At 36.9% G+C, this 23,975-nt stretch carries 22 protein-coding genes; 10 read left to right on the top strand and 12 right to left on the bottom strand.

The features are described from left to right. Nucleotides 1–56: 56 nt before the first annotated feature. Together ACXACQ_RS05025 and ACXACQ_RS05020 are read left to right on the top strand one after the other, a co-directional pair. Complete coding sequence (locus tag ACXACQ_RS05025) at nucleotides 57–842, top strand: DUF4197 domain-containing protein (RefSeq protein ID WP_474974838.1); 786 nt, start codon at nucleotides 57–59, stop codon at nucleotides 840–842. 214 nt (nucleotides 843–1,056) lie between these two features. After that, complete coding sequence (locus ACXACQ_RS05020; RefSeq protein ID WP_474974837.1) at nucleotides 1,057–2,529, top strand: T9SS type A sorting domain-containing protein; 1,473 nt, start codon at nucleotides 1,057–1,059, stop codon at nucleotides 2,527–2,529. 134 nt (nucleotides 2,530–2,663) lie between these two features. On the opposite strand, the gene ACXACQ_RS05015 is transcribed toward ACXACQ_RS05020, so the two are convergent. The 8 genes from ACXACQ_RS05015 to ACXACQ_RS04980 all read right to left on the bottom strand — a co-directional run bounded on the left by ACXACQ_RS05015 (nucleotide 2,664) and on the right by ACXACQ_RS04980 (nucleotide 14,012). Beyond that, entirely contained in the window at nucleotides 2,664–3,530 is an 867-nt protein-coding gene (locus ACXACQ_RS05015) for an immunity 49 family protein (RefSeq protein WP_474974836.1), read from the bottom strand. 147 nt (nucleotides 3,531–3,677) lie between these two features. Next, nucleotides 3,678–3,905 (bottom strand): hypothetical protein, encoded by a 228-nt coding sequence (locus tag ACXACQ_RS05010; protein ID WP_474974835.1) that lies wholly within the window; start codon nucleotides 3,903–3,905, stop codon nucleotides 3,678–3,680. Beyond that, complete coding sequence (locus tag ACXACQ_RS05005) at nucleotides 3,905–4,384, bottom strand: hypothetical protein (protein WP_474974834.1); 480 nt, start codon at nucleotides 4,382–4,384, stop codon at nucleotides 3,905–3,907. Before ACXACQ_RS05005 ends, ACXACQ_RS05010 begins: the two co-directional genes overlap by 1 nt. Next, a complete protein-coding gene (locus ACXACQ_RS05000; protein WP_474974833.1) occupies nucleotides 4,339–4,845 on the bottom strand; it encodes a hypothetical protein in 507 nt (168 codons plus the stop codon). The genes ACXACQ_RS05005 and ACXACQ_RS05000 overlap by 46 nt, the downstream gene beginning before the upstream one ends. Then, nucleotides 4,845–9,713, bottom strand: coding sequence for a phage tail protein (locus ACXACQ_RS04995; RefSeq protein WP_474974832.1), 4,869 nt, complete (start codon nucleotides 9,711–9,713; stop codon nucleotides 4,845–4,847). The genes ACXACQ_RS05000 and ACXACQ_RS04995 overlap by 1 nt, the downstream gene beginning before the upstream one ends. A gap of 3 nt (nucleotides 9,714–9,716) precedes the next feature. Continuing rightward, complete coding sequence (locus tag ACXACQ_RS04990; RefSeq protein ID WP_474974831.1) at nucleotides 9,717–11,129, bottom strand: ATP-binding protein; 1,413 nt, start codon at nucleotides 11,127–11,129, stop codon at nucleotides 9,717–9,719. A 78-nt stretch (nucleotides 11,130–11,207) separates the two neighbouring features. After that, nucleotides 11,208–12,398, bottom strand: coding sequence for an NHL repeat-containing protein (locus ACXACQ_RS04985; RefSeq protein ID WP_474974830.1), 1,191 nt, complete (start codon nucleotides 12,396–12,398; stop codon nucleotides 11,208–11,210). A 288-nt stretch (nucleotides 12,399–12,686) separates the two neighbouring features. Beyond that, complete coding sequence (locus ACXACQ_RS04980; protein ID WP_474974829.1) at nucleotides 12,687–14,012, bottom strand: ATP-binding protein; 1,326 nt, start codon at nucleotides 14,010–14,012, stop codon at nucleotides 12,687–12,689. A gap of 178 nt (nucleotides 14,013–14,190) precedes the next feature. Between ACXACQ_RS04980 and ACXACQ_RS04975 the strand changes: the two genes are divergently transcribed. The 6 genes from ACXACQ_RS04975 to ACXACQ_RS04950 all read left to right on the top strand — a co-directional run bounded on the left by ACXACQ_RS04975 (nucleotide 14,191) and on the right by ACXACQ_RS04950 (nucleotide 19,033). Continuing rightward, nucleotides 14,191–15,642 carry an eCIS core domain-containing protein gene (locus ACXACQ_RS04975; protein ID WP_474974828.1) on the top strand — a complete coding sequence of 484 codons (1,452 nt, stop codon included), beginning with the start codon at nucleotides 14,191–14,193 and terminating at the stop codon, nucleotides 15,640–15,642. Nucleotides 15,643–15,711: 69 nt separating this feature from the next. After that, nucleotides 15,712–16,290: a hypothetical protein gene (locus tag ACXACQ_RS04970; protein ID WP_474974827.1), complete on the top strand. Its 579-nt coding sequence runs from the start codon at nucleotides 15,712–15,714 to the stop codon at nucleotides 16,288–16,290. Between the two features lie 72 nt (nucleotides 16,291–16,362). Further along, the gene (gene rpsU / locus ACXACQ_RS04965) at nucleotides 16,363–16,557 is read left to right on the top strand and encodes a 30S ribosomal protein S21 (protein WP_474974826.1); all 195 of its coding nucleotides are present in this window, start codon (nucleotides 16,363–16,365) and stop codon (nucleotides 16,555–16,557) included. Between the two features lie 71 nt (nucleotides 16,558–16,628). Further along, on the top strand, nucleotides 16,629–17,510 hold the full coding sequence (locus ACXACQ_RS04960; RefSeq protein ID WP_474974825.1) for a tyrosine-type recombinase/integrase: 882 nt from the start codon (nucleotides 16,629–16,631) through the stop codon (nucleotides 17,508–17,510). Nucleotides 17,511–17,541: 31 nt separating this feature from the next. Further along, nucleotides 17,542–17,838, top strand: a complete 297-nt coding sequence (gene hpf / locus ACXACQ_RS04955) for a ribosome hibernation-promoting factor, HPF/YfiA family (RefSeq protein WP_474974824.1) — start codon at nucleotides 17,542–17,544, stop codon at nucleotides 17,836–17,838. 91 nt (nucleotides 17,839–17,929) lie between these two features. Beyond that, on the top strand, nucleotides 17,930–19,033 hold the full coding sequence (locus ACXACQ_RS04950; RefSeq protein ID WP_474974823.1) for a mechanosensitive ion channel family protein: 1,104 nt from the start codon (nucleotides 17,930–17,932) through the stop codon (nucleotides 19,031–19,033). 11 nt (nucleotides 19,034–19,044) lie between these two features. Here the strand turns inward: ACXACQ_RS04950 and metK are convergent, their stop codons facing one another. The 3 genes from metK to ACXACQ_RS04935 form a co-directional block, all read right to left on the bottom strand. Next, nucleotides 19,045–20,298: a methionine adenosyltransferase gene (gene metK / locus ACXACQ_RS04945; RefSeq protein ID WP_474974822.1), complete on the bottom strand. Its 1,254-nt coding sequence runs from the start codon at nucleotides 20,296–20,298 to the stop codon at nucleotides 19,045–19,047. A 100-nt stretch (nucleotides 20,299–20,398) separates the two neighbouring features. Further along, a complete protein-coding gene (locus ACXACQ_RS04940; protein ID WP_474974821.1) occupies nucleotides 20,399–21,109 on the bottom strand; it encodes an SAM-dependent methyltransferase in 711 nt (236 codons plus the stop codon). A gap of 41 nt (nucleotides 21,110–21,150) precedes the next feature. Then, the gene (locus tag ACXACQ_RS04935; RefSeq protein ID WP_474974820.1) at nucleotides 21,151–22,020 is read right to left on the bottom strand and encodes a helix-turn-helix domain-containing protein; all 870 of its coding nucleotides are present in this window, start codon (nucleotides 22,018–22,020) and stop codon (nucleotides 21,151–21,153) included. A 201-nt stretch (nucleotides 22,021–22,221) separates the two neighbouring features. Between ACXACQ_RS04935 and ACXACQ_RS04930 the strand changes: the two genes are divergently transcribed. Both ACXACQ_RS04930 and ACXACQ_RS04925 read left to right on the top strand, forming a co-directional pair. Then, a complete protein-coding gene (locus ACXACQ_RS04930) occupies nucleotides 22,222–22,824 on the top strand; it encodes a hypothetical protein (protein WP_474974819.1) in 603 nt (200 codons plus the stop codon). A gap of 113 nt (nucleotides 22,825–22,937) precedes the next feature. Then, complete coding sequence (locus ACXACQ_RS04925) at nucleotides 22,938–23,147, top strand: DUF2905 domain-containing protein (protein ID WP_474974818.1); 210 nt, start codon at nucleotides 22,938–22,940, stop codon at nucleotides 23,145–23,147. Between the two features lie 7 nt (nucleotides 23,148–23,154). Here the strand turns inward: ACXACQ_RS04925 and ACXACQ_RS04920 are convergent, their stop codons facing one another. After that, the gene (locus tag ACXACQ_RS04920) at nucleotides 23,155–23,916 is read right to left on the bottom strand and encodes an alpha/beta fold hydrolase (protein ID WP_474974817.1); all 762 of its coding nucleotides are present in this window, start codon (nucleotides 23,914–23,916) and stop codon (nucleotides 23,155–23,157) included. Nucleotides 23,917–23,975 lie beyond the last annotated feature (59 nt).

Here is a 23,975-nt window from a genome sequence, read left to right as displayed (position 1 = left end):
TGTTTATAAACACAACCTGACTTAACTAACTTCATCAACTAAAAAATTAACTTATAATGAAAAAAGCAATTATCTACGGGCTTTCATTTCTATCAATGATATATTTAGTTTCTTGTGATGATTTGGATGATGTATTAGGCCCCAACCTATCGGAAAGCGAAATAGTAGCTGGGCTAAAAGAAGCTCTGACTGTTGGCACAGATACTTCTACCTCCTTACTTAGCCGCACTAATGGCTACCTAAAAGATGAGGCGGTAAAAATTTTACTTCCAAACGAAGCTCAGCCTATTTTAGAAAATGTAAATAAAGTGGCTCCCTTTGCAGGCGATTTGCTTCAAGTGTATATCGATCAAACGATAGAAAGCATGAACCGTGCGGCAGAAGAGTCAGCAGCGCTAGACTCTACCAAAACAATATTTAAAGATGCTATCACCACCATGAGTATCACTGATGGCCTTACTATATTAACCGGCACTGATACGGCTGCCACACACTATTTAAAAGGCAAGACCTACAATAGACTTTTGTCTAATTTTAGTGGAATAATAAAACCCGTGCTGAACAAGAACATTGTTAGTGGGGTTGATCTCAGTACAGAAGAACTTTACAGTACATTAATAAAGACTTATAATACTGGTGTAGACGCGTACAATATTGCCAACATCTTAAACCCAGATAAAAGATTAGACAAAGTAACTAGCAACACTTTAGCTGAACACGCCACAGGTAAAGCCCTAGATGGACTATTCTTAAAAATAGCTGGAGAAGAGAAGGCAATTAGAGAAGATCCTCTCGCCCGTGTAACTGACATTTTACAAAAAGTATTTGGTAGCCAAGACTAACAACAATAATTATCACAAAAAGCCCGCTGGAGAAAAAATCCAGCGGGCTTTTTTTATTTATACTTTGCATGAAGCAATGAATATATGCACCAGCTATTTTAATATTTATTGTAATTAACAAAAGTGTAAAACATTTGAACATCACCAGTAATTTATTAAATAATGCAATGAAAAATTCATATTTTAATCATGAAAATATATTAAACCTTAAAACATGATTAAAAAAATGAACCTAACTTCTACCTCATTAATTTTTACATTGCTACTGACAGCTTTATGCTTTCAACGCAGCGTGACAGCCAAGAGTCGTGTACATTACGTGCCTGATGATTATATAGTGCACATACCAGACTCAATATTTAAAGCACATGTTCTGCAGCAATATGACTGCAATAATGATGGCGAAATTCAAAAAATAGAGACTGAAGTAATACACTTCTTATACGTTGACAGCTTAGGTATTTCTGACCTTACCGGTATTGAATACTTTTATAACATTACTTCCCTCTCCTGCTCTTACAACAACCTAACAGTATTAGACCTTAGTAACTCATCCAACCTTTCTGGCGTCCGCTGTGATCATAATCAATTAACAGAACTTTATACTAACCCTTATATAAGTCATGTTGATGCCAATCACAATCAACTCACTTCTTTTACATCATTAGGCTATACGGAAGAATTAGATTTGAGCTATAATAAAATAAATTCATTAGATATCGGAGAGAATGGACTTTGGATACGCCTTGATGCTACCCATAACCCTGATCTCTATTGCATAGAATTAGATGTACTTGGTGAGAATGAAGACAATGATTATATAAAAGTAGAGCCACAAGTAACATTTACCACTGACTGCGGAGCAGCAGTCAATATTCCAGATGCTAATTTCAAAACAGCGCTTTTAGAGAATGCAGCTGTAAACAACAATGCTGATAATGAAATACAGCTTTTCGAGGCATTAGCATTCACGGGTGAACTAATGGTAAAAAAGAACCATATTACTGACTTAACAGGAATTGAAGCCTTCAAAAACATGACTATACTGAAGGCTCAATTTAATAACTTAACGCAGGTTGACCTTAGTGGAAATGCGGCATTGACTAAACTACACCTGCAAAACAACCTGTTGACTTCATTGGATGTTTCCGGCAACCATAAGCTACAAATGTTAAGACTTATGAATAACAACCTCACAGAACTTGATGTAAGCGCTAACAACAAGGTGAATTATTTAGAAATTCAAAACAATGATCTGGTTGCTCTCAATATACAAAATGGGATGAATGAAGAACGTTTTAAGCTTATAACTACAGGCAACCCTAATTTAACTTGTATACAAGTGACGGATGTGGAGCGAGCCACTATAAAATTTAGCAGCACAGTAGACAGCACCACTAACTTTAGCTTAAACTGTGCTGATGAAAATAATTTGAGAGTAGCAGATGGTATTCTGAGTAATGAAAGAGAAAAAGGCATTGCTTACCCCAACCCACTACAAGACAAACTGATTATAAATACAAACACGCCATTTACTAAAGCTGTTTTATTTGATATGGTGGGAAATGAGATAAATACAACCTTCATCAATGGAGAAGCAGATGTTACGCATTTAAAAAAAGGAACTTACATATTACAGGTATATGACCAGAACGCCATCAATACTATAAGACTTATAAAACAGTAAAACACATATAAAAAAGGTTCGCTACTTTGTATTAGTAGCGAACCTTTTCCTTTTATTTATAAACCATTAGACTCTTTTAATATTCTTTTCCCACTAACATGAAGACAAAGAATTAACAAAACCACTCAAGTTGTTTATTTCATTTCTAAGCTTTCTACTTTACACTCTCCCTTTACCAAAAACATAGGAAGGCGTGGGTCTTCTACCGTGATTTCCCACCCTTTATCATAAGCTAACGAAGCCAAACTAATTATTGACCAAGGCAACCAATTAGAGACATCTCTGCATCGGTTTTCCTCCTCAGTATCATAATACTCCTTGTTCTTATCAAGAGTAACCTTTAATTGCTTATTAAATGATTCTTGAGTACCGAAAAAAAACTCTTTCCTTAATTCATTTACCGGAATTCCGATCAATTGTTCAAAATCTTGATCATCAAAATTCTGAAAATTTCTATCTGATTTTTCTTCGAAATCACGAAACATATTTTTAGATATTTGATCAGAATGACAGTACATCATGTATAACGCATAAGCAGGATTACTATGCTGCAAATTGCTATTATCCAAAAACGGGCTAGCTTCCGGTATATTAAAAATCAAATTAATCACCTCGCTATTACGACAAACAGAGGCATAAGTATATGCAGACAACAAGTCAATCGCTCTATGAGCCCCCATCTCATCACTATTTACTAACTCAATTTCTTTCTTATCAATTTTTAATTTTACCGCACTATTCAAATTTTCATACGTCATTATATGCCCATAAATCCCTTGCATGGCTAATTTAAAATAATGCTTTAATTCTCCTCTATCAGTTTCTCCATTTACAATTTTTAGAGTTGCCCAATCTATTCCATTTTTGAACAAGTAGTATAATTTATCCGCTCTCCTTTGAGCGACATCAATCATCTTTTCTTCTCTTCCTGAAAACTGGTGATCATAACGCTCTTTAAAAACTATATGGTCAAAATGTTTATAGCCTATATTATTATCCATTGTTTAAAATAATGACAGTAAGCTTAAATTAAAAAAGGTTCGCTACTAAATTTAAAATAGCGAACCTTTGAATATTTTCATAAAGCCAATTGATTACAAACAAGAAAAGGTGAAGGTATTTCGAGATCAAAAACTCTAAGCTTGCGCCTACTTTTCCTCCTTTTTACCAGAAACCTTTCTAAACGACTGTATAATCATGGATGGTGGCAGCCATATAGGTGTGGTCAGCACTATCCATTTCACTAGGAAAAACAATAGGTAACCTAATGCAGGAACCAGCAGCCAGTAGTACATCCAAGGCTGGCTGAATACCTGTATATCATATTCAAATTGATGTAGGAGTAGAGCGATGTATTTCTCTAAGTATTGGAGCATTAGAATAAATATTTAACTGAAGAGATTATTTTTTTCATCTCTTCATTAGAGAGGTTCTCATCTTCCAAACACTCTTTAATCACATCATAATAGATTACAGGTGTATATACTGCAGGATCAAAAGTATTCATTATCATACTTTCCGTTAATTTTAACCCGAAATATGGGCAATATGTCTTAAAACACAATACATTGTTTTTATTTAAAAAAAATCCACCAATATTTACCCTCCTATTTAACAAACTATTTAACCTGAAATAATACATTGGATTTATTTTATAACTTAAATTAATATGATTTATAAAATATAAATCTGCTACATCTATCTGCTTCTCAATAGTCATAGATATTTCGAACTCTTGATTGCTATGATAGTGTGACACCCAAAAAACATCAGGGTCATCACTTTCGTCAATAGAATAACCAACATTCTTTAACGTTTTACAGACCAATTCATGGTCTTTGCTTTTATAGTCCATTCTTCTAAATACTTATTTAAGATCTCTATCATTACCCCCTTATTGTTTATGTCTCTTTCAACTATATCTGAAATTGCAGGCCCGTTCATCTCAAAGGAGGTACACATCTTTAAAAGACAATTCATAATATATTGGGTACTTAATTTCATGTTTTCAAATGAAACACCTAACCTATTAACCAAGATTCTCTCTTCAAAATCAACTTCTAAAATAGGGGTAACTCTAGAATCATTAACTACATTACAATAGCTCAAGATTTGATCTTCTATTGATTCCGTAATTTCCAAAAGGAATTGGCCACTAAAAACAAGGATCTCCTTCTTAGCATCTATTTTCAAATAGATATATAGTAAATCCCCGTTAAGCGCAAGATAATTCAGTAGATAAACATCATTATCGAGGCAAGTAGCATCCCATCCAAGACTTTTTAAGGCTGAGAGAACAAAATTTTCTGTATCCATTACTTTTGCAGTTTATACATTGCTTTTTGAAGATGAACTTCTATCTGATCTTTAAACATTTTCTTTATTTTATCATCCTCCATTTTTCCTTTATTTTGTTTGTAAATACCTTTCAGTTGACCTTTAAGCTTCCTATTGTCTTTAACCGAGAGTAAATCTTTATCAGTAACAATTTTTGGAGCTTTCTTTCCTTCGAAATCTAACCTTTCATCTACTTTTTTTGCTTTTTCACCTTCCATTTTATCTCCACTAGGGTTAGATCCCCCTTGAGGCATCGACATTTTACCAGACTCTGTATATGCATCCTCTTTTTCGTTTTTAGGATTGAGTATCGCAAGCAGATGCGTAATATATGACGTCTGATACCTACTTGGCTCAGCCATCATGGCAGCTATAAATAATGTTAATTCGGTTTCACTTCCTATAACAGGGTCTCCCGTTTGAGCTATATTCTTTAATGCGCCTTTTAAGAATCCTATTTTATTATTTTTTGACTTCCCGTAGTCATATCTCTTCCTTACATCGTTGGGGTTACTCGGGCCTATTAAATAGCTACCATCATTGTTATGGTTAATATCTTCAAGAGTATGCCCTTTGTTGTTACCATCTCTCTCATAGTATAACCCTCCCTTCACTTTAGTATTCGGATAAATGTAGTAGTTATTCGCTTGATCAACAAAAAACTGAGTAGAGTAGGCACTAAAAACGTTATTATCATAAAATTCTGCTTTACACGCAGCAGAATATGCTATTTGAATTTTAGCTAAGGACTTATGCGCAGCAAACGGTATCCTTTCCAACTCTTTATCACTTTCCTGCTTTTCTATAATTTTATTTAACCTTTCTCGGTCATTGCCAACGACATCGCTATTAGCAGAATATTTCCTCGATGATGTCCTTTGAGCCCCAGAGTACACATTTTCATTACTATTAACGGAACTAGCATACTCCTCTTGTGTAAATCCTTTATAATACTCTTTACCTAATTCCTCTAGTGCCTTATATAAGATTTTAGCAAAATCATCATTCTCCTCTTTGGTACTTAAGCCAAATGTAACCTCATAATCATTAGGCTTAATTTTCACGGTTACATCCACATCACCATCTTTCTCTGCTTTCTCAGCAGATTCTACCTGCACATCCAGGTTAATACCTTTCCTCAATGATGGCTGATACCTATCTTCAAGAGTTTCGCCTTTCTTCTTTGTTTTCTTCTGAAGATCTACAATGCCTTCGCCTTTTGTAGCTTGTAAAGATTTTTTTACTTTATCGCCTATCTCTTTGTGCTTCTTCTTATCCTCTTCATCTGCCTTGGCGTTCTTCTCTTTCTTATTATCCTCCTTAATCTTTTTGCCTTCGCCTTTCTTAGGCTTGCGCTTCTTGCCAAATAGTTTTTTCGCTTTGTTAATTATCTTATCAATAGCCCCATCAATACGTTTCCGTACTTTCTCTATAATCTTTTTGACTTTACCCGCCAAACCTGTAATTCCTACCAAAGAAGCCAAGAAGCCTATTAATACAGGAATGGAACGTATCAATGCCTTTTCTATAGCTTTAGCCACGCTAGAAACATCGCCAGAGGCTAATGCCCGTATGCTGTCGATAAAAGACTGCACCAAATCGAATATTTGTGCAGCTCGCTCTACGAAGAACCTGACAATGTCAATAATCATCATGGCTGCCTTTACAAAGGCACCTGCAGGGTTCATCAGGCCAATAATCCACTTGATACCAGCCTCTATTACTTTGGTGACAACCATATCTCTTATGGAGTCCATCACCATTTCTTTGAGATCGGTAAACTGTTCTTTAATATGCTCCCAAAGCCCGGCAATACCTTGTGTACGCACAATGGTAAACATCTCAAAACCCTGCTCCATAGCATTTACAGTAGGTTCACCTAGCACTTTTACCGCTTTGGACCTGAAATAATCCCAAGTGAGGCCTAAGACTTGCGAAACCAAACTAAATATACCGGAGAGGCTAAACAGATTGTCTGGTATAGTAATGCCAACTCCACCAAGAGAACCGGTAAGCCATTCTACCATACCTCCCATGAGGTTGTTAAATATATTGCCAGCGAAATTCTGGAAACCTTGCTTTACACCTGATAATAGCTTCGCTAAGAAACCAATGGGATCTGCAATAATTACCCATACTGCATCCATAGCGGCACTCAGCAGACTCATGAGCATATTCTTAATTTGGATAATTGTACCAATTACCCCTTGAATGGCGCCCAAAGCTTTACCTACTAAGCCTTTATTGGCCTCCTGCATCTCGCCTATTCTGGCATCTACTTGCTGAAGGCTTTCTTTATATTGATTGGCTAATGAATCAACCAGCTCTTGCTGCTTGTCATTAACACTTTCTTCCAATGCATCGAACTTCTCTTGTATGGCACTGGCCGTATCTTTACCTATCTGCTGCAGATCTTCAGGCAAGCTGACTACATAATCTTGTATCTCTTGCTTACCTTGCTGTATCTTCTCCTTGGCTTTATTCAGTTGAGCGGCAACAAAATCAGCTATTATGGTTAATTCTGCATCCATAATACTGATGTAAAGCTCCCTTCCTTCGGTGAAGAATGCATTTACTTCATCGGGCAGCCCTGTAAAAGCATCACTTATACGCTCATCCCAGCCTGTAACATCATACCATTCGCCATAACGCTCCTTTTTATAGGCCTCCATTTTACGCTCTACAAATTCTTCAAAAGCCTTGGTAGCTTTTGCTGCAGCTGCGTCAAATTTACTTTTTACTTCTTCATCGAGCTTATCAAGAATTTTTTCTACTTCCTCCTTGGTCCGCTCGTAGAGCTTATTGATATGATTAGCAACTTTTTCTCTGGTATCTGTATCTTTTGATGCAGTAGCTTGCTGCTGGCTATTAACTTGTGTAAGCATGCCAGAGCGCTGTTGGTACATACCTGAAACATGCTGTTCTCCTGAACTTTGAGCTGTAGACCTACTATTTCCTAATACTTGCTGCTCTTGTTGCCTGAACTGGTTAGGAGCTTCTTGCGCATGAGTTTCAGCATTATTCTTTGAATCCAATGCGCCAGTAAATGTAGGCTCGTTAGATTTCGCTAATTGCTCATCAGTAACTCTGGCCTCAGCCATAGTCTGATCTATTTCCTGAACATTTTCTTGTAAAGGCTGACTTACTTCAGCTTCGCCACGTGCGTCTGGACTAGCCTGACCAGCATTAATATTAGCCGGAGCCTCTCCAATTGCCGGAGGCTGCAGCTGTTCTGACACCCTTTCCGGTACCTGCTCTATTGCTGGCGCTTCTTCAGCTTTAGCTTCAATATCACCAGCTGCTTCATGCTTTTCAGTCTCTACCTGCCCGGAAGCCTGCTCTTTAACCTCATCCATTCTGTTGTTTTCGGAAAAATCATCTGCTTCTTCTTCCGTGGTAGGTAAAACAGCTTTAATGGCATCCATTAGCATCGCCTTAAATGATGCCGCATCAAATGTACCTGCTTCTTGCTCTTCCAGCTCATCAACTTGAGTTGCCTGTGCTATACCTTCTCGTTCATTTACAGGCACTACAGCAGAGGCTTGAGCTGCTACCGCTGAATCTTCTGATTTTTCATGGGCTTGCTGTCCTTCAGAGGTATTCTTACTCCTCTGCTGAGTAGCAATAAAATCAGGATCTTCTTCCGGTGTGCGAGGTGTGGTATGCTGAGGTACCGTCTTCTCTTTATTCTCTTGAGCTGACTTGGCAACGACTTTATCTTCTGCTTTACCATTCTTTATTGCAGCCTTACTAGTCGCCTTCTTCTTTTTGTCAACAGGCTTATTAGTTTCCTTCTCTTGCTCTTTACTTTCTTCCCCTAGATCTCCCGCAGGAGCTACAACTGCAGATTCTGGGCCTGCAGCTCCGCCTATATTTCCTTCCCCGGCATTGTTGGTCGAGGTTACTTGTTCATTTACTTTAGCTGCTTCCTTACTTTCCGTTGCCGAATCCTTTTTCTGCTTTGTTTTAGGCTCCTTTTTCGGTTTTTCCTTAGTCTTTTCTTCTGCCTCGGCTACAGTTTCTTCTTTTGCAGCAGCAGGTTGAGATGGCTCAGCGGTTTGATCTTCTTGTTTGGCTTCAGGCTGCGCTTCCTCTTCTTTTGGCGTTGCTGCCTGTGGTTCTTGTGCAGGGGCAGTTGTTGGCGCTTCTCTTTCTTTAGGTATACCACCTACCATTCCTTCTAATCCATTAAGCGAAAACTCCCACGGCAAATCGGGGAAACGCTTTTTTAATAGAAGGGCAAAATCGGTAGTACAAAACTCAATACGTTTTTGCAATACCTCTTTTTCAAATTTCCTGAACTCACTTTCGAGGAACATTTTTTCTCTACGCGAACGCACAGAGGATAAAAATGCCTGTTTTGCCCCTTTATAATAATTACGGGCTAATTTATCTGCAGTGTGGTTAAGCTTATGCTTACCTTCATTGATTTTTTTTCTTACTACATTTTGAGGAGATGCATGATTAAGCGTGTGTCTTACTTCTCTTTTAACACTTTCTACTTGACTATTAACATCTCTTTTAATGGTTTTAACAGCACGCGAAGGGTTTTTGGCGGCACGCTCTAAAGTACGCTGCCCTTGCTTCATGCTGTTTTTCGCCATTTGCTTGATTTTGTTTACACCGGCTTTTTTCTTGGCAATAGGCTTCAGGGAGTGCAAAATATCATTTACACTCATATCATCAGGATTTTTGGCCATCATTTTGGTCGAGCTTTTTGCTAATTCCTTGAGCTCTTTACGCTCTTTAGCATCTAGCACTTCCATGGCTTTGTAATGTTTCCCTACGGTAGAAGCTTTTTCCCTGAGCTTTCTAATGGGGTCGGCATAAGCAATATCAAACCCCATAATTTATGATAGATTTTTTTCTTTACTCTGTTCCATTTTTATTAATGGGGTAAGCAATTTCTTTCTAATGATGGTAGTACCCTCATTTTTACTCTTAATACAAGCCAGTTTAATAATATTGGCAATGTTGGCACCTGTAAGCTGATATTCATTGGCCAACTCAAAAGGCAGCTCTGCAGACTCAAAGCTGAAATTGCCAGGCATTGCATTATTCCACAAAATTTCACGTTCTTTCTCAGCCGGTGGAGCCACAAAAATAGAAGTGAGTATACGTCTGCGGAAGGCCTTATCAAGGTTTTGATTATAGTTACTGGCCAATATTACAAGGCCAGGGAATCTTTCTATCTTTTGTAATAGGTAAGCCACCTCTTGGTTCGCATACCTATCTCGTGCATCTTTCACCTCAGTTCGTTTACCAAACAAAGCATCGGCCTCATCAAAAAACAGTATACAGTTTTTACCTTCAAGGCGCTGGAAAATCTTTTCGAGGTTTTTCTCTGTTTCACCTATATATTTTGAAACTACTCTCGAAAGATCAATGGCATAGACATCTAACCCTAATTCTTTACCCATCACCGCTACGGTCATGGTTTTACCAGTTCCTGGAGGACCATAAAGCATGGCTACATAGCCGGGTTTTACTTTATGAGCAAAATCTTCATGCCCGTATAAGTCATCTTGATGGCGTGCATAGTCCATGAGAAATTCCAACTGCTCCAATACCGATTCTTTATGTACCAGATCAGAAAACTTCTGTTTTGTATTTAATAAAACAGCAGGAAAATCAGCACTTACCTCAATAGTTACTTTTTTACCATTCATTAACCAACGGTAATACTCATCATTAAGCTTTAGCAATGCATTCTCCATGGTGTCCATCTCATCCATTTGAGTTACCAACACCATTTCTCTGAACAGCCTACTGTCTGCTATTTCTGAATAATAATAAGCTCTTTTGATGCTATTCATGCCTGCCAGTAAAAACAATACCGTTCTTAAAGTAGGCACTACATTAATTTGGCTGTTAGATCGCTTTCCTCCCGCCCAATAGATTAATTGTTCGTTGGCCCAAAGAGGCATTAAAGTAGAAGGCTGAAACTGTGCGGTAAATATTAAGGCCATCATAAACCTTTCTCCCTCACCAAGTTCAAACTCTTCACTCATATCGTGCCATGCGGTGCCTTCCAGCCATTCTGGTGCAGGAGCTATTTCCTGAAAAGGCATGCTATCTTCGGACTCCTCTATTTCTTTTAACCTTTGCGTTATGGTAACCTTTACCCATTGCTCCGCATTTTTGAAAGACTTGATACTATTGGCCAATAATTCAAGATCCATTTCCTGTTGTTGGATATGAACCTCTGCGGGGGTTAGCTGCTTAGTTTTAGCTTGCCGCTTAGCTGGAGTAGGTGCTAGCATATCAAAAAAATAAGGTTTGAGAAGTTTAAAATCTTACCATCAATATAAAAAATAAAATGCTACAAATTCAACAGAATACTACAGCACTCCTTCTTTGTCAGATTTCACTATGGTAATTACGTTATTATTTTCTATTTCTGAGGTTCCTAAACAAGTGAAGTTACCTTCGGCATCTACATATACCTGACTACCCTCATCGTTTCCCGAGCCTCCAAAATTCTTTGACCAAATTATATTACCAGAAAAATCACCTTCTGCCAGTAAAATATCTTGGTTGTCAGCAGCAATTTCTTGTTTACCTATTAATACAAAATTTCCTGAAGCCGCTATATCAAGGCTATGCGCCTCCTGATTAAAAGGAGTTTCATATATAATATCCCATTTCACTGCTACCCTTTCATTAATACCAAGCCCCAACAAAAGCATATTTTTTGTACTACCCGTTTCTTGCGAACTTCCAGCCAACACATAGCCAAGGTTCGTTTTCTTTAAGTCATAAGCAACCTGCTTTATCTGGTCATTTTCTCCATGAAAAGCTAACCTATTAGATAAACCATCGGCAGCAACATACCCCATTATTATAGAGGCATCATTGTTTTTATTGGAAGTGCTACACCAAATAATTTCACCATTTTCAGTTTCGAGCAAACTGGCCATAGAGCCAAGGCCTTCTAAAAAATTAACAGAAACACTCCACACACTATCTCCTGCCGCTGTAAACTTGTAAAGAAAGTTATCCACTATTTGTCCACTTCTCAACACGTTTCCTCCTATAACATAGCCGCCATCTTGGGTTTCTACCACCTTGCGCCCCTGTTCCATAAAACCTTTACGGCCTACCGTTAAGCTATCTTGAAGTTGGCCATCAGCATTTAACTTAAGTAAAACATAATCCTGATCTCCAGTTTCTCCTGTTACATAACCCGTCACCAAATAATTGCCTTCATTATCTACATATACATCAGCACCGGCATCTTCACCCGCTCCGCCAAAGGTTTCTTCCCAAATCCAGTCACCAAACTCGTCCGTTCGGGCCACATATATATCATTACTCCCATTGGCATTTGAAGTAGAAGAGCCTACCAACAAATAACCTCCGTCAGCCAATGGCTCTAAATCGTAACCAGCCTCGTTAAAAGCTGTACCGTAAAATTTCTTGAATAATGGTTCCCGATCAGAAGGCACTCCTTCTTCTTGCTCACAGCTAATAAAAAACAATGCAAGAGCGCTAAAAATTAAACCTTTGGTTAGGTCGGTTATAGATATCATTTTAAAATAAATAGAGTTGTAATGGCAAATTCTTAACCAAGATATTATGTTTATTCAACAGAATCGATGAATATGCTAAATATCACAAATAATATAAAATAGTTTCTAAAACGAATTTTAAGACGTGAATATAATAGTCAAATCTCTAAATAAGAACAGATAACTCGTAAAATTTTAATTTTCTTGTATTTATTATCATTCTTATAGCTTTTAAAAAGCCCCCATTAACAGAGGGCTTTTGATGGCTAATCACCTAAATACCTAATTTACAGTACACCACCATTATTTTTAAGACATTTTTCCTTCTTTATTAAATTCTCTCTTAATACCGCTTAAGATATCATCTTCCGTAACTATATTATCTCCTCGCTTTAATGTCATTAATGTGCAATACCTCAGCACATTACCAATAGATGCACCAGAAAGCTCATACGTTTTAGCTAGGTTACGTAGATTAATCTCATCGTCTAATTTCAAATGTTCCGAAAAAGCCTTTTTCCAAAGTACATATCGCTCCTCAATACCTGGAATAGGAAAATACACTACCGATTGAAACCTTCTTAAGAAGGCCTTATCCATATTGGCTTTTAGGTTTGATGCCAAAATAATTAACCCCGGATAATCCTCTACTCGTTGTAGTAAATAAGATACTTCCTGATTGGCATACCTGTCATTAGAGCTATTTGTTTGCGTCCGTTTTCCGAATAAAGCATCAGCTTCGTCAAAAAACAGAATCCAATCTTTATTTTCTGCTGTATCAAAAATATGCTTTAGATTCTTTTCCGTTTCACCTACATACTTAGAAACAAGCATAGACAAATCGATATGATAAACATCAAGATTATATTGCCCGCCCATCAAAGTTGCGGTTAAGGTTTTTCCTGTTCCTGGAGGACCATGGAACAACGCCCTATACCCTCTTTTAAACTTCCTACTTACCTCACTAATAGATTCCATATCTCTATGGTGAGCAAGCCAAGCATATAATTCATCCAAAGCCTCATGCGTATCGTAGTCTAGCACCAAGTCATCCCAAGTAAGCCTTGTTTCTAACAGTTTGGCAGGAAAATTATTAGAGTAATTAGGTTTAAACTGAGATTGGTAAAGCACCCAATGCAAGCACTCATCTGTAGGCACCAATCGTCCATTCATTGGTGGTCCGGCTATTACAGGTTCTTCTATTTTTAATAAGTTAAGCCTTATCAATTTCTGTTCATGATGAATAAGCTTTTGTTTCTCCAGTCTTACCGTAAAATCATTGCCAGAAAGTAAAAATATAGCCGTATAACAAGTAGGGATAAATGCATTAGAAGATCTGTCAAAAACACCCCCAAACTCTGTATACACTCCGGCAGTCTCCGGATTTTTTTTATAGAGAATATCTAAATATTCGGGTGCAAAATATGGAATCAATGCTAAGCACAAAATAAGCCTTTCATCGGAAGACAGCCCACATTGCTTTATAAGCAGCGCATAGGCGTCATTGTAATCTTCCGTTAGCTGTGGTGCAGCGGGCAGTTCATATTCGAGTTTTTCACCAATAAGCACATTAACCCTATAAGACAAAACCGTGTATAGCCACTCTATATCCTTCTTTAAAAAATTATTTTGCATGGGGAATATTATATAAAAATCACACCACGGTATGTGGTGTATTACAAAACTAAGGATGTAATCGGATCAATTATACACAAATGAAAAACAATTCCTAAAAATAATTATAATTAATTGTATGACTTTGGTAAATTGACGCCTTTATTGAGAGATATATTATAATGATTAAGCCATAAATATGGATTTTGTTAGATCATCGAAGAGTAAAGGGGGTAATCATAGAGATAATGACTCATTTGACTCACTTCCAAAAATGAGTAGAGGAAGCTACAACCAGCCTATACAGAAAAAAGAGAAGAATGAAGAGGAAAAAATAAAGCCTACAGCACAACTAAAAAAAGAAGAAGGTAAAAAAGAAACGCCTTCTAATAGTGATTCAAAAGGTCAGGTTACCAGCCTGCCAGCTGAATTATTAGAAAAATTCGAAAACGCATTTGGCTTTAACTTTTCGTTTCTAAAAATATTTAAAGATTCAGATCAAGCAGAAAAAGTAAATGCACAAGCTTTTACTGCCGGTGATGAAATACATTTTGCCCCTGGAAAATTTGACCCGCACACAGCTGCAGGACAAGAATTAATAGGCCATGAGCTAGCGCATGTGGTACAGCAAAAGAAAAAGGCCGTAACTCCAAACACCAAAGAAAATGGCTCTCCGGTAAATGATAGCCCCTCACTAGAAAAACAAGCGGCAGAAAAAGGAGCTAAAGCTGCAAAGGGAGAACCTGCTTTTATAAAAGGTACTGGCAATGCAGCGGAAACAACTACCACAAACAATGATCCATTAAAAGTGGCTCAAGGTCAGGTAACTTTTGATTCTGAAGGAAATGACAATGAAAAAAGTAGATATTTTACCCGAAAAGCTCATTATCCAGGAGGTGTATCAGGAGTAACCATAGGTCGCGGGTATGATTTGGCACATCGTGGAAAAAAAGAATTAATCATCCAAGAGCTTAAAGATGTAGGTATAGATCATACAAAATTTGAAAGTGCCATAGGCTTAAAAGGCGAAAAAGCACAAGAGTGGATTACCAAGAATGCTAAGAGCCTACCCACCATTACACATGAGCAACAAAAACTCTTATTTACTAAGACTTACGAAGCCATTGAGGCCGATACAAAAAGATTAGCCACCAAAGCTGATGTAACTAAAGCCTATGGAGCCACTGACTGGGATAATTTACAAAAGCCAATAAAAGAAATATTAGTAGACTTAAGGTATAGGGGCGATTATAGTAGCAGAAGCCGTAAGATTATACAAAAGCACGTAGCCAATAATGATCTTAAAGAATTTTATAAGGTAATGGCTGATAAAAATAATTGGAAGAGCGTACCTAAAGATAGGTTTAACCGAAGGGTAGAATTTTTAAAAGGCTACCTTAATGAAGACTCTACATCTGACAAGCCCCAAGAGACAAAAAAGCCCTCTGCAGAAAATAATACAGGAAAAGTGCATGCAGATATTGGCAAGTCAATTAAATACACCGTTAAGCCCGGAGAAACCATCGGTCTTATTGCTAAAAAATTCGGCATTACTACGGAAGAACTCATGAATGCTAATAAAGACAAACTTCATGGCAATAAATCCCCGTATTTTTATGCAAATGCTGTAATTTTAATCCCTAAACAATAGGAATTAATAATGAGTATCAGCTTTAATCATTTTCTGTTTCTTTTTATGTGTGTAACTGCTACCAGTTGTATGAGTAATAACAAAAACCTATCAGAAGCCCCTGACTTAGAGTTACCCGGCATGAACTCCGACACCGCTCCTCAGTGGTTTACCGAGCTGAAGCTAATAGAAGATCAAAGTTTTGATCTGGAAAACAGCTATGAAGGCAAGCCGCTAAGCGAATTTATTATTGACGAGACGGTTGTTAACATATTAAGCAATATTTCTACGGAAGTAGAGCCATATATGGACTTGCCAGACTTCACTACGTGCGAAAACTTTTTAATAGGTAAAAAACTAGTGAAAAGCCACTGGGTAATATTTATAAAAACAGGTGAGTGTATGGCTTACGAATCGCTAATAGGCATAGTTCTTAATTCTAAACTAGAGCCCACCTCACAAACCTTATTAGTGGCTGTTAGAACTAGCGGCACCGGAGCATCTCAAGAGCTAACATCCACCTTTGCTCCTAATATGGAAACTATAGCCCAAAAAATTGAAGAAAAGAGCTGGTCCACCACTAGTGACTGGACATCTTCCAACGCAGAGACATATGAAGTACATATTGCTGAAGAAGATGACACCCTAATTTTCGAATATTCAGAATAGATATAACAATAGTTTTGATTTGACCAATAATTTTCTAGCTTTGCACTTCCATAAGAAAGGAGGTGTTAAAAAATGATCGTAGTAAACGTAAAAGAGAACGAGTCAATCGAGAAAGCTTTAAAAAGGTTCAAAAAGAAGTTTGAGAAAACAGGAGTATTGAAGGAGTTAAGAGCAAGAACCTTCTACGAAAAACCTTCTGTATCTAGAAGAAACCAAGTTATTAAAGCAAAATACAGACAGAAGAAATACGCTGAAGAAAATTATTAATCGGCTATTTATTCCTGCTGAAATTTATTAAATTAGTACTACCTCAACATTGTAGGTAGTACTATTTTTTTATGCAGGAAAAATTTCTAAAATACCTTCAATACGAAAAGCGATACAGCTTACACACTCTCAAGTCTTATGAGAATGACCTCACACAGCTTGAAGGTTTCATCCAAGAAAATTACCCAGAAGACAGCTTAACATCAGCCTCACATGGCATATTAAGAAGCTGGATTATCTCCCTATCAGAAAATGGGCTTGAAGCCAAGTCTATCAATAGAAAAATAGCATGTCTTAGATCTTTCTACAAATTCTGTCTCAGATCTGAATTTATAGACAAAGACCCCACTCAAAAAATAAGGGTTTTAAAGACAAAGAAAAAGCTACCTCATTTTGTACATGAAAACGATATTACCAAGCTCCTAGACCAGTTTGAATTTGACCACACCTTTGAAAGCAAGCGTGATCAAGTAATACTAGAATTACTGTACGGAACTGGCATTAGGCTTTCTGAACTGATAACATTAAAAATCGAGGATGTTAACTTTTTTGAAAACCAAATAAAGGTACTAGGTAAACGCAATAAAGAACGTATAATCCCATTTAGCACCTCATTATCGAAACTAATAAAAGAGTATTTATTAGCTAAAAATAATGAAGGTATTCCAAAAGATAACAGCTACCTGATCGTTACTAATACAGGTGAAGCTTGTTATCCTATGCTGATATATAGAACAGTAAAAAAATATTTAAATCTATTTACTACTATTGAAAAACGTAGCCCACATGTGCTACGTCACACCTTTGCCACACACCTTCTCAACAAAGGTGCCGAGCTAAATGCTGTGAAAGATCTATTAGGGCATACCAGTTTAGCCGCCACACAGGTTTACACACACAATTCGCTGGATAAACTGAAGGCGGTATTCGATCAGGCTCACCCTAAAGCTTAATTTTTTTATAACCTTTTTAAACTTTAAGATTATGAAGTTACAAATGCACTCAATCCACTTCGATGCTGATCAAAAGCTGATCGATTTCATACAAAAGAAAGTAGACAAATTAGAAACTTTTTACGATCGAATGATTGATGGAGAAGTGTTTTTAAGGTTAAACAACTCTGGAGTTGAAAACAAAACCGTAGAAATAAAACTTAATATTCCTGGCTCACAACTGTTTGCAAAAGAGCAAGCTAAATCATTTGAAGAAGCAGCAGATTTAGCAACAGAAGCTTTACGCAGACAGATTAAAAAGCAAAAGGAAAAACAAATAATACATTAGCCTGTTATTTTTTAACAAAATCAAATGCAAAGAAAGGGGTTCATAACAGAACCCCTTTTTTTATTAGTAAGCATAACCAAACCTCGAGATTATGAATAGTACCCTTGAAAAATTCGTAAGCCTTCCGCCTCTTATTTCATGCAGTGCAATATTTATTCTCGCCTTTCTTATCGGTATACTAGTGAGAAATATTGTATTAAAAATATTAACCCACTACTCATCTAATGGGGATAGGATCATTTTCGAATCGCTAGAAGAAAGGTTAAAAGGATCGTTATTCTTATTCTTCCCTGCCATTGTCCTAAAGTTCACACTCAGCTATTTGGCATTAACTCCTACAGAGATATATCATATCAACAAAGCCCTGAATGTAGTAATCATTATTTCTATGGCCATCATAAGCATACGCATGATCAACGTACTGCAAGATGTTCTATTTAAAAAATACGATATATCACAAGCTGACAACCTAAAAGCAAGAAAAGCCAGAACGCAAATCATTTATGTAAAGAAAATAGCCATGGTAGCCATTGCCGTGCTGGCTGTAGGAGTTATACTCTTAAGTTTTGATAGTGTAAGAAAATATGGAGCCACCATTCTAACCACAGCAGGTGTAACCGGTATTATAATAGGTTTTGCACTGCAGAAAACCCTAGCCAATTTATTTGCTGGTATACAAATAGCGTTTACTCAACCTATAAAACTTGATGATGCGGTGGTAGTAGAAAATGAATGGGGTTGGATAGAAGAAATCAACCTTACCTACGTAGTAATTAGAATTTGGGACATGAGGAGGCTGGTTTTACCTATTACCTATTTTACTGAGCAACCATTTCAGAACTGGACTCGCAATACCGCTCAAATTTTAGGCACAGTGTTTCTTTATGTAGACTATACTATGCCACTAGCACCATTAAGAGAGCATTTTGAAAAAGTATTAGGAGGCACTGATTTGTGGGACAAAGAAGCTAAAGCATTTCAAATCACTGATTCCACTGAAAAAACCATGACCATAAGGCTTTTAATGACTGCGAAAAATTCGCCAACAGCTTATGATTTGAGGTGCTTGGTAAGAGAAGAGATGATAACTTTTATTCAGAAAGAGTATCCTGACAGCCTCCCAAGAACGAGAGCTTCCATAGAAAATGGGCAAGCTCAACACTTGCCCACCAATATTATTAATCAAAAAGACTAAAGGAATTTGGCTTATAAGCCAAATTCTTCTTTTACTTTATCTACGTAGTCTAATTTTTCCCAAGGGAAAAGTTCTACTTCCATTTCAACTGTTTTACCTGCAGCAGAAACGAATTTTTTCTTTACGATTTCGTTCTCTCTTCCCATGTGCCCGTAAGCAGCAGTTTCAGAATAGATAGGATTACGTAACTTAAGTCTGGTTTCGATAGCATAAGGTCTCATATCAAAAATTGACTGAACCTTCTTAGCAATCTCTCCATCAGTTAAATCTACTTTGGCTGTTCCGTATGTATTGATAAAAATACCCATAGGCTCTACAACACCAATAGCATAAGACACTTGCACTAATACCTCGTCAGCCACACCAGCAGCCACTAAGTTTTTAGCGATATGTCTTGTTGCATAAGCAGCAGATCTATCTACTTTTGAAGGATCTTTTCCTGAGAATGCTCCTCCACCGTGAGCTCCCTTACCTCCGTAAGTATCAACAATAATTTTTCTACCTGTAAGTCCGGTATCTCCATGAGGACCACCTATTACGAACTTACCTGTTGGGTTGATATGATAAGTAATCTCATCATTAAATAAACTCTGAATTTCAGGCTTTAAGTTAGCCTTAACCCGAGGTACTAATATATTAATGATGTCTTCTTTGATTTTCTTAAGCATGTTAGGCTCAGTATCAAAGTCATCATGTTGTGTAGAAACTACGATAGCCACTATTTTCTGAGGCACATTGTCATCAGAGTATTCAATAGTTACTTGGCTTTTTGCATCAGGTCTTAAATATGGTATTTCTTTAGCTTCTTTTCTTAAAACAGAAAGCTCTTTTAATAATTGATGCGATAAATCAAGCGCTAGAGGCATATAATGCTTGGTTTCGTTGGTAGCATAACCAAACATCATTCCTTGGTCACCAGCACCTTGTTCTTCAGGGTTTCCTCTATCTACACCTTGGTTTATGTCAGGAGACTGTTCGTGTATAGCAGATATAACCCCACAAGAGTTACCATCAAACATATACTCACCTTTAGTATAACCAATCCTATTGATTACATCTCTAGCAATTTGTTGAACATCTAAATATGCTTCAGACTTCACCTCACCACTTAATACCGTAAGGCCAGTGGTTACCAAAGTTTCACATGCTACTTTAGAGTTTTTATCAAAAGCTAAGAAGTTGTCGATTAATGCATCAGATATCTGATCGGCTATTTTATCCGGGTGGCCTTCTGAAACCGATTCGGAGGTAAATAAATAAGGCATGCTTTAATTTTTAAAGATTTAAATTAGGTTAAGTTTAAGTTGGGAGGCAAATTTAATTTAAAAAGCCTTCATATGAAACGTGTAAAATACATTAATTAGTCTATTCAGCTGCGTATAAAAGGAATACGGTCGGAATTTTATGTAATTCTACACTCTCTTTGGGCCAGTCTTTTGCCAGTTTCGTCTTGATATATTCCTGAGAACCAGACACATCTTTGGCAACACAGATTTGCGTATATGGAGAACAAAATTTGCTCAAGCTCTCTAACATTTGATTATTCCTATATGGAGCTTCTATGAAAATTTGTGTTTGATTATATTTTTTAGAGTTTTGTTCTAGCTGTTTTACTGCTTTTTCTAACTCCTTTTTATTAATAGGTAGGTAGCCATTAAAGGCAAAGCTTTGGCCATTAAAGCCAGAAGCCATTAATGATAGAAATATAGAAGATGGGCCAACCAACGGTATAACATCTATACTGTTTTTATGGGCAAACTTAACTGCCATAGAACCTGGGTCGGCTATTCCAGGGCATCCTGACTCTGACATTACACCAATATTTTCTCCTTTATATATAGGATCAAACATTTTCTTTATCTGCGCTTCTGAGGTCTTCTTATTTAACACCTCAAACTGCAGATCTTCTATAGTAATGCCTAACCTTAGGCTGCTAATAAATCTTCTGGCTGTTCGTACATTCTCAACCAGAAAATATCTAGTATTTTTTACAATAGCTCGTACTTGCTCCGGAATTACATCCGTCTGATTCTCCGAAATGACACATGGAATCAAATATAGGTTGCCCTTGCTCATACCCAATATTAACTATTCCGTCACAAAACGGCTGCATTTTGTTAATTAAATGCTTTTTTTAATTCGCTTCTATAGTTAGATGGAGTTTTGCCAGTAAAGGACTTAAACTGTTTATTAAAGTGAGAAAAGTTATTAAAACCGCATTCAAAAGCAATTTCGGTAATACTGGTGTGACTTTCTGAAAGCAATTTAGATGCATGGACTAGCCTATATTCATTTACAAATTGCGTAAAGGTTTTTCCAGAAATTTTCTTAAAATACCTACAAAAAGCGGGTACTGTCATGCTTACTTCATCAGAAATATCTTCCAATGTCATCTGGCTTTGGAAATTTTCACGCACATACTGGTACACAGCGTTGATCCTATCATTATCCTGAGGTTCTATCTCTAAAGCATAGCCATCTACATTAAGCACGGTATACTCTTCTGACTCGGCCAACTCCTGAAATATAGATAGTAAATTAACTATTCTCTCATAAGGGTTCATTTCAATAAGTGCCTCTATCATATCTCCTGCCCTTCTTTTCGTCTCCCCATGAAATACAACTCCGCGCTTAGCCCTTTCTATTAGCTTTTTTACACTGCTCATTTCTGGCAATTCAAAAAAACCTTCGCCCAGAAAGTTTTCCTTCATTTGAATTATAGTCTCAGCCCTGTTAGCAGTTAGCCTATCAGTAAAACCAAAATGGGGTAAATTAGCACCAATAAAGATTAAGTCACCATCATTAAAGTATGATAGTTGATTTCCTATGTGCCGTTTACCACTACCCCCATTTACATAGACAATCTCCATTTCCGGGTGTATATGCCAATAAGGCAACTTATTTCTGCAAGGATCTTTGTATTGCTTCACATGAAAAGAGGTCCCAAATGCAGGGTTTATTTTTTCGAACTTCGGTTTTTTCGCCATCACTTTACCACTTTAAATTCAAAGACTTTTTTAACCAGATATAGAAAATTAACCCAGTTATATACAAAATTAACCACCAGTTTAATATTAACCAATAACTAAGTTAAAATACTACATAAAGTTGTAAATAGGGTAGTAGTGCACCTCGCAGATTGATACTAAGTTTGTACCATAATGATTTGCAAACGAAACGCAAAAGAGATGAAACACATTATTAAAAACAGCCTAGTAGTGATATTGTTTACAGTATCGCTAGTGTCGTACGCTTTCGGTGCTTCTCCTTACATTAAGGTGAAGAGTTTTGGGGAAAAGAAATTTGTGGTTATTGTAAAAGCAGAAGGCTCCACTAATTTTGACATCTCTCTTAAAGATGCAAATGATGTTGAACTTTACAGCGAAAAACAAGCTAACGCAGCAACAGGTTACGCTAAGAAGTTTGACACGCAGGATTTACCTGATGGAAACTATTTCTTAGAAATAGAAGATGAGCAAAAAGTTGAAGTTTACTCTTTAAACATTAACGAAGGTAAAGTTAGTGTCCAGAGCGATAGCAGATTCGCTATCTTCAAACCTCAAATTTTTCAAAAAGGAAATCAAGTAGATGTAGCTATGCTAAAAAATGTGGAAGCTCCACTTAAGTTTAGCATCATTAACAACGCCAACAACATTATTTATGAAGATGTTGTAGCGGATATCCAGCCAATAAACAAAAGATTTGATATGTCGAAGCTTCACACAGGTAGCTACACTATGAGATTTAATTTGGCAGGAAGATCATTCACGAAATTAATTTATATACAATAACAGTAGTAGCGTTTATTCATGAGGGAAAGACCGTCTCGAAAGGGGCGGTTTTTTTATTGCCTATACTTTTTTAGCCGCTTGCAAAAGCTATAGGTTTTGTCGTCCTTTATTTAATGGCAAAACTACTGATCAGCATTGGCATCACTTGCATTTCTATTGGCCTGCTCATACACTTCAGGCTATTCACATTTTTAGGAAGACTTCCGGGAGATATCCACATAGAAAAAGAGAATGGAAGCTTTCACTTTCCCATCACCACTTGTATCTTATTAAGTATTTTACTTTCCTTTGGCCTATATGTGTTTCAAAAAATAAAAGGCTAGTTTAAAACTAGCCCAAAAACTTCAATATTAATTCAATCAATTCGGCAGGCTTCTCTGCATGCACCCAATGCCCCGCTCCTGCTATTGTTTCTACCTCAGCAGATGGAAATATTTGGGTGATTAACATTATATCCTCATTCTTGATGTAGTTAGACTTTTCTCCTCTAATAAACAGCACTGGCTTTTCTATAGCAAGTTGCTCTTCTAACCCCTTGCCTACATTTTCTATCTGCTCATCAATAACTTCTAAGTTAATTTTCCACTGATATCCTCCCTCGGCATTTCTACTCAAGTTTTTAAGTAAAAATTGTCTGGTACCCATATCATTCACATATTCGGCTAACTGTTTATCGGCCTGACCTCTGGATTTAACCTGTTCAATATCAATAGATTTTAGTCCTCTTAGAATGACATCGTGGTGTACAGGGTAAGCTTTGGGAGCTATATCCACTATTACTATTTTATCCCAATCTGCAGTATGGTTAATGGCATACTCCATAGTGGTCTTACCTCCCATACTATGCCCAATAATTGAAGGATTCTCTATTTCATGATCTTCTATAAACTCAGCCAAATCTGCTGCCATCACTTCGTAATTAAACTCATTACTATGCGGTGAATCTCCATGATTTCTTTGGTCAATTAAATATAGTTTATACTTTGAGGACAACTCTTTAGCAATGGTCTGCCAGTTATCTAATGAACCAAAAAGACCATGCAGAATTATTACAGGTTTCCCCTCTCCTAAAGTTTTATAGTTTAGCTTCATACTGTTTCTGTATTTAATTCTCTGCTAAATAACATAATAGCAGCGGAAATGTCACTACG

The sequence above is a fragment of the Fulvivirga sp. AWR4_260 genome (assembly GCF_056158185.1).
This window is presented reverse-complemented; position numbering and strand designations above follow the sequence as displayed.